Consider the following 12,995-nt stretch of genomic DNA (forward strand, 5'->3'; position numbering starts at 1 on the left):
GGACCTCACTGGTAGAAGACGAAGCGGCGGCTGAGGCGGAATTGCAGGGCGGTGACGGCGAGGATCAGCACGGTCAGGACCAGTCCGATGGCCGAGGCTTCGCCGAATTCCAGTTGCTGGAAGGCGGACTCGAAGATCACCATGACGGCGGTACGGGTGGAATCCCCTGGACCGCCGTTGGTCAGGACGTACGGCTGGTCGAAGACCTGCAGGGCACTGATGATCGCCATGACGGAGGCGACCAGCACCGTGGGGCTGATCAGGGGAAGGGTGACGTTGCTGAACTGTTTCCAGCCCGTGGCGCCGTCCAGGTTCGCTGCCTCGTGCAGTTCCTTCGGGATGTTGCTCAGGGCGCCGAGGAACAGGAGGAAGGAGAACCCGAAGTTCTGCCAGACGTACACCAGGACGACGACGGCGGCGGAGGCCACGGGACTGGTCAGCCACGGGACTGCGGGAATGCCGATGAGCGACAGGAGCCAGTTCACCACGCCGAACTGTTCATTGAACATGTACCGCATGAAGATGGACACCGACGCGGCGGACAGCACCAGGGGAAAGAAGAAGGTGGAACGGAGGAACACCCTGAGCCAGGACGGCATCCTGGCCTGGAGCATGGAAGCCAGGCTGAGTGCGATGCCGAGTTGAAGGATTACTGCGACGACGACGAACACGATGGTGTTCAGGAAGGACACCCGGACGGTGGGGTCCTGTGCGAGGGAGGCGAAGTTGGCGAAACCGACGAACTCGGGTGCTGAGATGATGTCCCAGCGGAAGAAGGCCAGCACCAGCGAGCCGATGATCGGCAGGAAGGTGAACAGGGCCATCCCCAGCAGGGTGGGGGCAAGGAAAATCATCGCCAGCCATCGTTCGACGAAGGAGCGGCCCGCGGCCGGTGGTTTGACCGTTTGGCTCGGGGCGGTGGAAGTGGTGGTCATGCGTTCCTCCTGAGGGCCAGTTCGAGATCACGCTGCAGGGTGCCCATCGCTGACCGTACGCCGGCGGAGCTGCCGCTGACGGCGGTGGACACGTTCTTCATCAGGGCAGTTTCCACGGCCGCCTGCTGCGGCGGCGCGGGGATCGGGCCGGAGGTGGGGAACCTGTCGAGGGTGTCGTAGAAGACCTTCCAGTGCCGCGGGCCGGTGGCGGCATAAAAGGACTCGTTCACCATGGAGCGGCGGGTGGGTGTGGTGTTCGGTTTGGGCATGGCCAGCTGCATCGCTTCGCGGCTGGAGCAGAACTTCACCCATTCCCAGGCTGCGTCCTTGTCCCTAGCCGTACGCATGATCGCGTAGCCGGCAGCACCGAACTGGTGCCGCTGCGTCCGCCAGCGGGGGAAGAACTGCACATCGAACTGATCAGCCGTCATGCCGGCTTCATGCAGGCCCTGGGCCCAGTAGCCGCCCGCCGGCGTGGTGCCGATGCGGTTGTTCGCGAACAAGCCCACCAGGGCGTTGCCGCCGCCGGATTCAGGCCGCACGCCCAGTCCTTCGGCAACAAGTTCGCGCAGGTAGTCGAAGGTCTCGACAACCCGCGCGTCCTCGGCGTTGGGGGCCAGCCACTGATACCCGCCCCCGCGGGTGGCCCGGGCCGGGTCCTTGGGATAAAAGCGGTCCCACAGCCAGTCCCCGCCGGAAGCCTTGCTCTCGGTGAGGAAGCTGGTGTCGTTGGCGTACAGCCACGGGACTACTCCGCCAAAAAGGCGGTTGGTCCAGTAGTACGGGGTGAAGTCCGCCGGCCGTGCTTTCCGCAGGGCGCGGAGGGTGGCACTGAAGTCATCCTGCGTCCAGTCGTCTTTCGGCCGGTCAAGGCCGGCCTGGGCGAAGGTAGTGGTATTCAGGTACATGTTCGCCGCGTTCCAGTCCAGCGGCAGCTGGTAGAGGCTTCCCTGGTACATAAAGGCTTCCAGCAGGCTCGGATGAACGTCATCGAAGTAGTCGCTCATCTCGGCTGCATCCCGGCGGACATAATCATCCAAGGGTTCGGCGAGCTTGTCGGCGAACAGTTGGGCACCTTCCGTGGCCACGTACACGACGTCCGGCGGTGTGCCGGCCGCCACCATGGTGAGGATCTTGGAAAAGAAGTCCTTCCAGTCGGCGCCCTGGATGGCCTGCACCTGCACGGGGATATCCGGATGGGCGGCGGTAAAGGCCTGGACCAGGCCCTGGCGGGCTGTGGCGTCCGCTGCAGTTCCAAGGATGGCGATGTTCAGGGCCTTGCTGCCCCGGCCGGGAATATCAGTCCCGGTAAGCCGGGGCCACGCTGCGACGGTAGCTCCCGCCACGGCGAGTCCCGTAAGGCCCAGCATGGAACGCCGGGTGAGTTGCGAAATCCCGCTGCCGGACCGCGGCGCGAACGAGGGGGTGGGTTGCCCCGGTGTCTTTTCAGACGTCATTGTCGTCTCCTCCTAACACGTGTTAAGTAGAGTAGATACCGGACCTAACACGTGTCAAGTGATGAGGGGTGCTCTTTGTGCGGCGTCATTCGGAAGGTACGGGAAGGCAGGCCGTGTTCGGCACAAAGGCATCCAGGCAAGGGCTGGTACTGGCCGTTCCTGCCGGGTTCACCTGCGGTGGATAAACGTCCGTCTGCTTAGCCCGCGGGGACGGCAGCGGTTGAAGCCCGTGGGATGACCCGGCAAGGTACGTGGAGCGTTCCCTCTTCCTTGTCCTCCGTGGCCGCAGTTTTTCCTTCCACCGCATCCAGCAGCATGGACATGGCTGCCGCTCCAATTTCGGCGTGCGGAAGCGCCACTGTGGTCAGCGCGGGAACAAGGTTCGCGGCAAGGTTCTGCTGGTCGTCGTAGCCCACCACGGACAAGTCCGTCGGTACGCGCAGTCCCGCGGCAGCCGCGTACAGCAGTACGCCGGTGGCCACCCTGTCGTTTGAGCAGACGATCGCCGTCGGCGGGTTGCTGCCGCCCAGCACCGAGGAAGCGGCCCGGTAGCCCTCATCGATGTCCCATCCGGTCGCGTGGACGTGCTGCTGATCACGGCCCAATCCCGCTGCTTCCATCGCCTCGCGGTAACCCTGTTCACGCTGTGGGGCGGCAGGGGAGCTGAGGGTCCCAGTCAACAGCGTGATGCGGCGGTGGCCCAGGTCAATCAGAAGCTGTGCCGCGGCGCGCCCGCCTTCGACCTCCGCCGGTATGACGGACTGGAGCCCGGAGTCCGCATCGGTGCAATTGGCCAGGATAGCCGGCAGGGTAAGCATCGCCGGCGGGGCGGTAATTTCGCGCAGGCTGCCGGCGGCATACATGATTCCGTCCACCTGCCGGTGGACGAGTTGCTGGGCCGCGGCGCTCTCGCGGGACTTGTCATGTTCCGTGTCGACCACCAGGACCATGTACCCGCGGGCCAAGGCCGTGCGGGACGCGCCGCTGATCAGCCGGCCCGCAAAGGGGCTGGTAACGATGTCGTCCGTAATGATGCCGATTGTTGACGTTTGCTGGTTGCGCAGGCTGACGGCAACCGAATTGGGGGTGTAATCCAGCTCTGCCGCGGCGCGGAGCACGCGCTCCTGGCGTTCTGCGGTGACATTGCCGGTTGCCCTGCCGTTAAGCACCAGTGACACCGCGCTGCGGGACACTCCCGCCCGCCGGGCCACGTCCAGTGCCGTCGCTTTACGTTTGACCATACCGGCCCCCTTGCTTTTCGGCCTAGCATACCTAACTCGTGTGAGGTTAGGAGATGCGTATCCCGCACATGGGCTTGGCGGAGCCACAAGGGGCCTGAAGGGGGCTTGGCGTCAGCGGGGCAGGAGGAGGCGGATCTGGCTCCTGATGTCCTGGACAATGTCCTCGACGCGAAAGGCGGGATCCGGCCTGCCGGACATGCCGAGGAACATGATTGCCGAGACGATGCGGGCGGTGGTTGCGGCATCGCCGGCTGTGAACTTCCCGCCGCGGCCCAACACGGCAGCGACGGCCTCCTCGGTCTGCGCGACGATGTGCAGGGCTTCGCTGTGACGTGGCTCGGCCGGGTCGCCGAAGACCATCTCCCGCAGGTAGGTGCGGCCGTTCTCGACCTGGACGCGGTTGCATTCCACAATCGGCTGGAGAATGGCCATCACGGCGTCAAGTGCATCGGGGACAGCTTCAGCAGCAGCGCGCCCCCGTTCCAGCGCTTCCGCGTAGTGGGCATTCTGCACGAGCAGGAGCAGTTCTCCTTTGGTCCTTGCGTACAGAAACAGGGTTCCGGTGCCAATGTCGGCCTTATCGGCGATCTGCTGCGTTGTCACATCGTCGATCCCGTGTTCTGCGAAGAGCTCGCTGGCTGCGGCAGTAATGCGGTCCAGCTTTTCCTGCTTGTTCCGCTCGCGGCGTCCGAGCGGCTGGGGAGCGGCAGGCATGGCGATACCTCCTGAGGTTAAGTGACTGGACTCAGTTATGAGTGTAGCGTCCCACGGCTTTTTCCCCGGGTGGGGTCAGGCGGCGAGGAAGTCGACGGCGGCACGGGCGAACTCCGCATGGTGCTGGAAGATGCCGCCGTGGCCCGAGTCGGGGTAGATGATCAATTTGGATCCCTTGATGCGCCGGTGCAGGTCCTCGGAGAGGATGGAGGGCACCATGCGGTCGTTGTCGCCGTTGGCGATGAGGGTTGGGTTGGTAAGCGCGGAGAGGTCCGACGGGGCCGAGCGTCCGAACTTCCGGATTGCCTTCAGTTGCGTCTGGAAGGCACTGGTGCTGACCGGCCTGTCACGGTCCACTATGCGTTCCTGGAGGCGGCTAATGAAGGCTTTCGCGGCCGGCTTGCCGGTGGCGTTGCGGTTGAAGAACAGGAACTCTTTGGGGTCCGACCGCGTGAGGCTGGCGCGGAATATGTCCCAGTAGGTGGTGGCGACCACCTTGTCCATGTCTTTGCCACCCCGCGGACCCGTTCCCGCCAGCACGAGCCTGCGGACAAGGCCGGAATGCTTGAGGGCAAGGTCCTGGGCGATCATGCCGCCCATCGAGAAGGAGAACACGTCGATGCTCTCGAAGCCGAGGGCGGTGATGAAGCTGTAGGCGTCGTCGGCCATCGCCTCGATACTGTCCGGAACCTGCCCGCTGGAGGCGCCAACGCCAGGCTGGTTGAAGGTGATAACGTGCCGGTTCCGGGCCATGGGGTCGATGATGCGTGGATCCCAGTTATCCATCGTGGCAGCGAGGTGCGCGAAGAAGACGACCGCAATGCCGCCCTTCGGCCCCAACTCCCGGTACGCGTAGGTGGTGCCCCCTGCGGTGACCGTGTTGGCAGGTGCTTTGGCGTATGAGGTGACGACGGCATCGTGCGGGGTGTCGCTGATGTCCATGGTTGTTCTCCTGGGAGGTCTGATGGATGGAAAAGCCCGACGCCGGTCAGGCGCCGAGGGTCACCACGGCTTTGCCGCGGATCCCGCCCTGGGCGAGGGATGCCAGCGCCTGCGGGGTGTCGTTGAAATCGAAGACTTTGCCCACCACGGGCCGCAGCACTCCGCTGTCCACCAGTGCGCTGATCTTGCGCAACTGGTCCCCGCTGGCCCGCATAAAGAGGAATTCATAGCTGACGCCAAGCTTCCTGGCCTGCCTCCGGATTTTGCTGCTCAGCGCGGTGATCGCCAGGCGCAGCACGGGGTTGAGCCCGGCGCTGCGGGCGAAAGCCGGGTCCGGCGGGCCGGAGATGCCTATCGCCTTGCCGCCGGGTTTGAGGATACGCAGTGACTTCTCCAGGTTTTCCCCGCCGAGGCTGTCCAGCACAAGGTCGTATCCGGTCAGGAGCTGCTCGAAGTCCTGGGTGCGGTAGTCGATCACGATGTCCGCGCCAAGTTCACCCACGAACCCGGCATTGGAGCTGCCCGCGGTGGCAGCAACGGTCGCGCCGAGGTGTTTGGCGAGCTGGATGACAATCGAGCCGACTCCGCCGGCCCCCGCGTGAATAAGGACCTTCTGTCCGGACTGCACGTTTCCCTGCTCGACGAGTGCCTGCCAGGCCGTCAGGGCAACGAGAGGCAGCGAGGCGGCCTCCTCCATGCTGACGGCCGTGGGCTTCAGCGCCAGGTCTTCCTCCGCGACGGCGATACGCTCGGCGAAGGTGCCGATGCGGTCCGTGGCGGGGCGGGCGTAGACCTGGTCACCCGGTTTGAACGCCCGCACTTTTGGCCCGGTTCGGATTACGGTGCCGGCAAGGTCATGGCCGAGGACCAGCTGGAGCTTGTAGGGGAGGACCTGCTTGAACTCTCCAAGCCGGATCTTCTCGTCCAGCTGGTTCAATCCCGCAGCCTCGACGCGGACCAGAACATCCCTGTCCCCGACGACGGGCTCAGCGACTTCCGTTTCGTGCAGCGGCTCCTTGTATTTCGTGATGACGAACGCTCGCATGCCTTGGTGCTCCTTTTGGGTTGCTGGCTGGCGGCGCCGGGTCTCAGCACAGCAGTACCTCGACATGGGGACTGGGCGTTGCCAGATGATTACGCTCAATTATGACTCTACTCATTGTTTGAGTCAAGACCTCTTGAGGTGCTGCCCGCAGGGTGCAAAAGTAGCTGCTCTCCTTCTACAGCTGCACGTCCTCGAAAGCGTGAAGCTCTCGGGCTGGAGTTGCGGTGGCCAGCGCCTCCTGGGCGTGGGGGAGCGGCTCGGACTCGTTGTTCATCGGGTCCCAGCCAGAGAGCTGGCCGAAGTCCAGGCCGGTAAGTTCGCTGATCCTGCGGACCGGGACCTGGAAGGTAACCGGCGTGAAGGCCTCCTTCAGCATGTCTCCAACCAGTTCATGTTGGCTGATCATGAAGGCACTGGCTGAAGGGCTGCCGTCCGGGCGTTGGAAAACGGGGATTTTCCAAAATGCCAGCGGGATCCGTGTTCCCTGGAACTCCGGATCGCCGTCCGTGAAGACCGGGCCCGTGAACACCGTGAGCCGCAGCTTGTCGGCCTTCGCGGTGTCCAGCAGGTAGTCCTCAAGGCCGGCCCACAGGGATGCGCCTTGGTTGAACTTTTTGTGTTGCGGGGAGCAGTTGGCGAAATGGAAGGTGTCGTCGTTGGCTGCCCGTGCAAGGGTGTCCGGACCCCATACTGGGTCCAGCCGGCGGACAAGGTGCCCGCGGTCAAAGTCATTGCCCGCGTAGAGGTCTCCGCCAATCTGTTCGGACCGGTCCAGCCGGGGGTCGAAGTACCACCTGTCCCGCTCCCGCTTGGGGGATTGGCTGAGCCGGCCATCGACGTTCACGGCCGTGTAGAGGGCCAGCCTCCTCCTGCGGTTCATGACGAGGCTGAAGTGGTGGTAGTCCAGCACCGTTGGATCCTGCCCGGGGGCCGCACGGCGGTTCTGCGCCGCGTCCGCGCGCTGTTCGGCTGTGAGGGACGGCAACGGGACATGCACACCCAGGAACTCAGGGTCGTATCCTTTCCTCCCCGAATAGTCGGGGTCTATGGCTACGGCTTCCTCGACCACCGCGCCGCCGCTGACCTGGACAGTGTTCCCCGGAATAACGTTGGCGGTCCGGTCTGCATCGGAAGGTCCCGGCGCGTGTGCCGCCTGTACCGTGCCCAGCCGGACAGTGATGTGGAGGGGGATGGTGAGGGACACAGCCCCATCCGTAGGGACCAGGGGTTGCTCCGCCGGTTGAGGTTGGGGCTGGACCGGGGGCTGGTGTTCTTCCACCGGATGTGGTGCTTCAGCAGGCAGGGGAGGCGGGTTGAGTGCTCCCTCCAGCAGGGCCCGTTCTTCGTTTGTCATGCCGTCGGCGTGCGTACCGAGCCAGGCCAGGATGCTGCTGATGCGGATCCCCTCGTTTGCCACCCATTGGATCCGCAGCTCATCCTGGGTCTTGTCCCACACGGTGCCGTCCACGGTCAGGATCTCTCCTGCTGCATTGCGGGCCGGTACGCCGGAATGGTGGAGGCCCAGCACTTCCCACTGGTTGTTGAACAGCGGTGAACCGGAGGAGCCCGGCGATGTGTCTGTGTGGTAGTGCAGGAACTGGTCGAAGCGGTCGATGAGTTCGTTCTGCTGGAGCGCGAGCTGTTTCTCCTGGCCTTCCGGGTGCTGGATGATGTTGATGGACTCGCCCAGCAGGATCTTGCCCTGCTCCTTGGTGGTGCGGTTGAAGCCGAAGCCGGCCAGCGGCACGGAGGTGCCCGCCCCGTCGGGACGTGACGCCGCTGCAACCGCTATGACGGTGACATCCAGTCCGGCGTCCGTCCGGAAGAAGGCGTCCGGCTCAAGATCGAACTGCGATGCAGCAAGGGGAAGGCCGTTGAGGCCGTTTTGGAAGTTGAACTCCAGCCGTGAGAAGCGGGCGGACTGTGCGTCTGCCAGCACGTGGTTGTTTGTCAGCGCCAGGCGCGGCGAGATCATGAAGCCTGTCCCGAAGGAGCGGATCTGGAACCGGTCGCGGACAATAACCCTGCCCACACTGCGTGAGACCGCCGTGCCCAACTCGAGGAAAGCGATGCCCAGCAGGTTGTTTCCGCCGATAATCCTTTCCAGCACCACCTCATCCCGCACCTGGCCACGTGCTGCCGGTGAGGTCTCCGCCGTTGCCCTCAGCGCGTCGACAACCATCGGCTGGCGCATGACCCGCCTGCTGCGCAGTTCCACGCGTTCCGTCGAATCGACGTTGAGGATGCTTCCCTGCGGGGTATGGGCCTCCGCGATCTTTTCCTCCGTTCCCGCGCGTGGGCCCTTGCGGGCCTGGAACCGCGCCTGGGTGGCGGTCAGCACGTCGTCCGGTATGGCCATTTGTCCGCTCCTTGGGACTTACTGCGGGCCCGTCACTGGCCGCTTCGGGTAAAGCGCCGGGCCAACCTAGTTGGCATTCGTGGGTGACTGCACCAGGCCCGCCCCAACGTCCACGGGATCAGTGCCGGCCTTGAGCGGCTTGAACGTTCCGGAAGCGATCAGTTTTGCCTGGAGGAGCACAGGACTGAGGGGTCCCTGCGCCAGGAGCCGCTCCGCCCAGAGTGCCGCGACGCCGGCCACGTGCGGGGTGGCCATGCTGGTGCCGCTGATCGTTCTGGTTCCGCCGTTGAGCCAGGCGCTGAACACCCCGACGCCGGGGCCGGCCACAGTCGCCATTGTGTTGGAGAAGGGCGCCACGGTAAGTCCGCCCCCGCCGTCGGCCAGGGCAGCCACTGACGTGATCCCGAAGGCGGCAGCCGGTGGCGCCACGTTGATCTCGTAGGCGGGGTTGCCGTTGCGTTCACTCTCATTGCCGGCAGCTGCGACCACAATCGTCGTCTGGGCAACGGAGGCTCGCGCGTTGAGAAGGTTGGCGAGCTGTTCGAAAAGCCGGATGTTGGCGCGGTAACCTTCGAGCGCTATGGAGGTGGCGGCGGGGATGGTCAGCCCGTGCACCTGCACCAGCTCGTCCACCCATCCGGGGAAGTCAATGCCCAGGGACATGGAAATGACGTGGGCGCCGTTGTCAGTGGCCCACAGCATCGCGGAGGCCAGGATGTCGCTGCTGCCGCCGTTGGGGCCTCCGAGGACTTTGCCAATGACCGCTTTCTGGACGCCGGGTGCGACGCCGATGCGCTGGCCTGAGATGTCACGGCCAAAGACCGTGCCGGCGCAGTGCGTGCCGTGGCCGTTGTCGTCCTCGGCACTGCCCGCACCGGTGAAGTCTTTGGTGACCAGGTTGACGCCGGTGAAGGCCGGGTGGTTGGCGGCGATGCCGGTGTCCAGCACCGAAACGGTCACTCCGGCCCCGGAGAACGGGGAGGTGTCCGCCCCAACAGCCTTGACCCCCCACGTTGCCGCAGCGGACGGCGCAGCATCGGCGTCGAAGGGTTCAATGAGCTTCATGGGCATGGCGGGGGCAAAACCCAGGACCGTGGGGTCGTTCCGCAGGGCGTTGAGGGTCGCAGCGGAGGGGTTCTCGTCCCGCTCGACAGTCATGCCAACAGCCCGTTCGGCGATGTTCTGCGCTGCGCTTTCGAGCCCCGGGGAGGCTCCCGGTCCATCGAACGGGTCACGGGTGGCGCCGAGGGACGGCGCGCGCAGAATCATGATTTTCTGGTTGAACAGCTTGGTCATCCTGGGCTCCTTGGCCTCTACGCGGAACGGTCTGCGTCGGTGGCGCAGCGGCGGCAGGGGACGTATCAGCCAGCACGGTGAACGTCTGGTCCCACCCGTGGCCAGTTGTACGCCGGGAAGCGTTACGCCAGCGTTACTGCCCGGGAGGGCCGGGCACAACAGCCCCGTCAACTCCGCTGCCCCCCAATGCCGTGCCGTTTTACCTCTTCGCGCTATCGTTTCCCCTATTGCGTGCCACTCAGTACAACGGATTGTGAGGGGACCTGAATGGGCCACGGTTTGACGGAAGGCCGGCTGGAGTGCCTGTCCACGGGCTCGGTCTGGGCGGAGGGGCCCGTGTGGGTTCCTTCCTCGCAGGCCGTGCGGTGGAGCGACATCCCCAACAACCGCATTCTTGAGTTCACCGCGGCCACAGGAGCCACCAGGGAATACTCCCTCGACGCCGGGTACACCAACGGCCGGACCCTGGACGCGGACGGCAGCGTTGTGCAGTGCAGCCACGGGCGCCGCCGCGTGGAGCGCGACGCCGAGGGGACAGTGACGGGGCTGGTTGACTCTTTCCAGGGCCGGCGTCTGAACTCACCCAACGACGTCGTGGTTGCACGCGACTCCAGCATCTGGTTCACCGACCCGCCGTACGGGATCCTGCCGGGAACAAAGGAAGGGCACGAGGGGGAGCAGGAATACGGGGGCTGCTACGTCTTCCGGTTTGAGCCTGATACCGGGACCCTTACAGCTGTTGTGACGGACCTCGTGTATCCGAACGGACTGGCGTTTTCGCCGGATGAGTCGGTCCTGTACGTGACGGACACGGCCGGTCCGGCCCATGGCGTGCCGCTGAGGATCGCCTCCTACGATGTGCTGGGGACCGTGTGCAAGCGCCGGGCATCCGCCGTCGAGCTTGGCGACGGCCATGCCGCGGACGGCCTGCGCGTGGATGTCCAGGGCCGGATCTGGACCTCAGCCGGACCGGCAGTGCGTGTCTATTGCCCGTCGTTCGAACTCCTGGACACCGTTGAAGTGCCTGAGGAAGTATCGAACGTATGCTTCGGAGGCCCGGACGGCCAGGACCTCTACATCACGGCCACCACCAGCCTCTACCGGATCCGCACCACAACCCGCGATGCTGCCGCCCGGGCCGCAACGTCCGCCGACAACTGACAGCGAGGACAACCATGCAGTACAGAACCCTGGGAAGCAGCGGCACCGTCGTGTCCACCTTTGCGCTGGGAACCATGACTTTCGGGGCGGAGGCCACCGAGGAATCGTCACACGCCATCCTGGACAGCTATTTTGCCGCCGGCGGCAATTTCATCGACACCGCTGATGTGTACAGCGCGGGGGTCTCGGAAGAGATCATCGGACGCTGGCTGGGGAAGCGCCCGGATGCCAGGGATGCGGCGGTGATCGCCACCAAGGGGCGCTTTCCGATGGGGACGGGACCGAACGACGTCGGCACCTCCCGCCGAAGGTTGACGCGCGCCCTGGACGATTCGCTCCGGCGCCTGGGCGTGGAACAGATCGACCTGTACCAGCTGCACTCCTGGGACCCCCTCACTCCGCTCGAGGAGACGCTGCGGTTCCTTGACGACGCGGTCAGCCGCGGAAAGATCGCCTATTACGGTTTCTCCAACTTCCTGGGGTGGCAGCTGACCAAGGCCGTCCACGTTGCCCGCGCCCACGGCTGGTCTCCGGCGGTGACCCTGCAGCCCCAGTACAGCCTGCTGGTGAGGGACATTGAAGCCGAGATTGTGCCGGCCGCGCTCGACGCCGGAATCGGGCTGCTGCCATGGTCTCCTTTGGGCGGTGGCTGGTTGTCCGGCAAGTACAAGCGGGACCAGGCTCCCCAGGGTGCCACGCGGCTCGGCGAGAACCCCGAGCGCGGCATGGAGGCCTGGAAGGCGCGCAACGACCATCCCGGTACCTGGCAAGTCATCGGCGCCGTGGAAGAAATCGCCGCTGCCCGCGGCGTGAGTTCCTCCCAGGTGGCGCTTGCATGGCTGGCGGACAGGCCGGCGGTGACCTCGGTGATCCTGGGTGCCCGGACCACGGAGCAGCTCGCGGACAACCTTGCCGCCGCCGGGCTGCACCTCGGCCCTGAGGAAGCCGGCCGCTTAACCCAAGCCAGCCAGCCGCAGACGGGCGTCTACCCGTATGGCCCGCTGGCGCAGGAGCAGCGCAGCCGCAGGATGGAAGGTGGACGGTAGCGCGGCACCTTGCCGCTAGGTCAGTACGGCCTTGAGGTCCAGCTGGCACGGGGCTACGATTGCCGCCACCTGCCACCAGAAGGAGACGGTCATGGGCGCGGCATCTGAACAGGAGCCATCCTCCGCGGAGCTGATGGTCGACCTCATCATTTCCCTGGATGGCTACGCCTCTGCCGAAGGATGGCCCGGCTGGTGGGGACTGGAGGGCCCGGAATACCTGGCCTGGCTGGAGGAGGAGGGCCAGAAGGGCCGCACGTACCTTCTGGGCGCGAACACCTACCGGCTGATGGCCGGCATGTCCGAGGAAGCCGCTGCGGGAGGCCCGGGTTTTTCCGAGGAGGAAGGGGAGAGCCTCACCGGCCTGGCAGCGGTGCCCAAGGTTGTGTTTTCCTCCACGCTCCAGGGGCCGCTGGGCTGGCCGAACTCGACGCTGGTCAGTGCGGACGCCGTGGAGGCCGTAAGGGAAATGAAAGGGAAGGGCTCCGGCCCCTTGGGCACCCTCGGCAGCCTTCGCCTGTGCCGGTCGCTGCTGAGTGCCGGCCTCGTGGACAGGTTCCGGCTGGTGGTGTTCCCTGTCATCACGGGCCGCACCGGCAGGGAGCGGATCTACGACGGTTATCCGGACGTCGCGCTTGAGATGGTGGACAGCCGGACCTTCGACGGCAGGCTGCAGTTGCTCGAATACATCCCCACAATCCTGGACGGTCCGCCGGGCAGTGCCAACCTGCCCGGCTCGTAGGAGCCGGAGGCGCCGGACACGGACAATCGTGGCGGGCCGGGATCGGGCACACTTGATGGC

The 12,995-nt window shown here is 65.3% G+C and carries 11 protein-coding genes; 3 read left to right on the top strand and 8 right to left on the bottom strand.

The annotated features are described in order from the left end of the window. Positions 1-5 precede the first annotated feature (5 nt). The 8 genes from ABRP28_RS04320 to ABRP28_RS04355 form a co-directional block, all read right to left on the bottom strand. A complete protein-coding gene (locus tag ABRP28_RS04320; protein WP_350002330.1) occupies positions 6-935 on the bottom strand; it encodes a sugar ABC transporter permease in 930 nt (309 codons plus the stop codon). After that, positions 932-2,392 (bottom strand): extracellular solute-binding protein, encoded by a 1,461-nt coding sequence (locus tag ABRP28_RS04325; protein WP_350002331.1) that lies wholly within the window; start codon positions 2,390-2,392, stop codon positions 932-934. The genes ABRP28_RS04320 and ABRP28_RS04325 overlap by 4 nt, the downstream gene beginning before the upstream one ends. 197 nt (positions 2,393-2,589) lie before the next feature. Continuing rightward, positions 2,590-3,633 carry a LacI family DNA-binding transcriptional regulator gene (locus tag ABRP28_RS04330; protein ID WP_350002332.1) on the bottom strand — a complete coding sequence of 348 codons (1,044 nt, stop codon included), beginning with the start codon at positions 3,631-3,633 and terminating at the stop codon, positions 2,590-2,592. A gap of 111 nt (positions 3,634-3,744) precedes the next feature. Beyond that, positions 3,745-4,347: a helix-turn-helix domain-containing protein gene (locus ABRP28_RS04335; RefSeq protein WP_350002333.1), complete on the bottom strand. Its 603-nt coding sequence runs from the start codon at positions 4,345-4,347 to the stop codon at positions 3,745-3,747. 75 nt (positions 4,348-4,422) lie between these two features. Continuing rightward, positions 4,423-5,289: an alpha/beta hydrolase gene (locus ABRP28_RS04340; RefSeq protein ID WP_350002334.1), complete on the bottom strand. Its 867-nt coding sequence runs from the start codon at positions 5,287-5,289 to the stop codon at positions 4,423-4,425. Between the two features lie 46 nt (positions 5,290-5,335). Beyond that, positions 5,336-6,334, bottom strand: coding sequence for an NADP-dependent oxidoreductase (locus tag ABRP28_RS04345; protein WP_350002335.1), 999 nt, complete (start codon positions 6,332-6,334; stop codon positions 5,336-5,338). Between the two features lie 175 nt (positions 6,335-6,509). After that, complete coding sequence (locus tag ABRP28_RS04350; protein ID WP_350002336.1) at positions 6,510-8,693, bottom strand: DNA/RNA non-specific endonuclease; 2,184 nt, start codon at positions 8,691-8,693, stop codon at positions 6,510-6,512. 66 nt (positions 8,694-8,759) lie between these two features. After that, positions 8,760-9,989 carry a S8 family serine peptidase gene (locus ABRP28_RS04355; protein WP_350002337.1) on the bottom strand — a complete coding sequence of 410 codons (1,230 nt, stop codon included), beginning with the start codon at positions 9,987-9,989 and terminating at the stop codon, positions 8,760-8,762. Between the two features lie 267 nt (positions 9,990-10,256). Here ABRP28_RS04355 and ABRP28_RS04360 point away from each other — a divergent pair, with 267 nt between their 5' ends. The 3 genes from ABRP28_RS04360 to ABRP28_RS04370 all read left to right on the top strand — a co-directional run bounded on the left by ABRP28_RS04360 (position 10,257) and on the right by ABRP28_RS04370 (position 12,935). Next, on the top strand, positions 10,257-11,150 hold the full coding sequence (locus tag ABRP28_RS04360; RefSeq protein ID WP_350002338.1) for an SMP-30/gluconolactonase/LRE family protein: 894 nt from the start codon (positions 10,257-10,259) through the stop codon (positions 11,148-11,150). A 14-nt stretch (positions 11,151-11,164) separates the two neighbouring features. Beyond that, the gene (locus tag ABRP28_RS04365; RefSeq protein WP_350002339.1) at positions 11,165-12,196 is read left to right on the top strand and encodes an aldo/keto reductase; all 1,032 of its coding nucleotides are present in this window, start codon (positions 11,165-11,167) and stop codon (positions 12,194-12,196) included. A 91-nt stretch (positions 12,197-12,287) separates the two neighbouring features. Beyond that, the gene (locus ABRP28_RS04370) at positions 12,288-12,935 is read left to right on the top strand and encodes a dihydrofolate reductase family protein (RefSeq protein ID WP_350002340.1); all 648 of its coding nucleotides are present in this window, start codon (positions 12,288-12,290) and stop codon (positions 12,933-12,935) included. Positions 12,936-12,995 lie beyond the last annotated feature (60 nt).

It is taken from the genome of Pseudarthrobacter sp. WHRI 8279, assembly GCF_040224115.2.
Lineage (GTDB): Bacteria > Actinomycetota > Actinomycetes > Actinomycetales > Micrococcaceae > Arthrobacter.

Coding starts and splice junctions, on each gene's coding strand:
- ABRP28_RS04320 (WP_350002330.1), bottom strand. CDS start 935: ATGACCACCACTTCCACCGCCCCGAGCCAAACGGTCAAACCACCGGCC.
- ABRP28_RS04325 (WP_350002331.1), bottom strand. CDS start 2,392: ATGACGTCTGAAAAGACACCGGGGCAACCCACCCCCTCGTTCGCGCCG.
- ABRP28_RS04330 (WP_350002332.1), bottom strand. CDS start 3,633: ATGGTCAAACGTAAAGCGACGGCACTGGACGTGGCCCGGCGGGCGGGA.
- ABRP28_RS04335 (WP_350002333.1), bottom strand. CDS start 4,347: ATGCCTGCCGCTCCCCAGCCGCTCGGACGCCGCGAGCGGAACAAGCAG.
- ABRP28_RS04340 (WP_350002334.1), bottom strand. CDS start 5,289: ATGGACATCAGCGACACCCCGCACGATGCCGTCGTCACCTCATACGCC.
- ABRP28_RS04345 (WP_350002335.1), bottom strand. CDS start 6,334: ATGCGAGCGTTCGTCATCACGAAATACAAGGAGCCGCTGCACGAAACG.
- ABRP28_RS04350 (WP_350002336.1), bottom strand. CDS start 8,693: ATGGCCATACCGGACGACGTGCTGACCGCCACCCAGGCGCGGTTCCAG.
- ABRP28_RS04355 (WP_350002337.1), bottom strand. CDS start 9,989: ATGACCAAGCTGTTCAACCAGAAAATCATGATTCTGCGCGCGCCGTCC.
- ABRP28_RS04360 (WP_350002338.1), top strand. CDS start 10,257: ATGGGCCACGGTTTGACGGAAGGCCGGCTGGAGTGCCTGTCCACGGGC.
- ABRP28_RS04365 (WP_350002339.1), top strand. CDS start 11,165: ATGCAGTACAGAACCCTGGGAAGCAGCGGCACCGTCGTGTCCACCTTT.
- ABRP28_RS04370 (WP_350002340.1), top strand. CDS start 12,288: ATGGGCGCGGCATCTGAACAGGAGCCATCCTCCGCGGAGCTGATGGTC.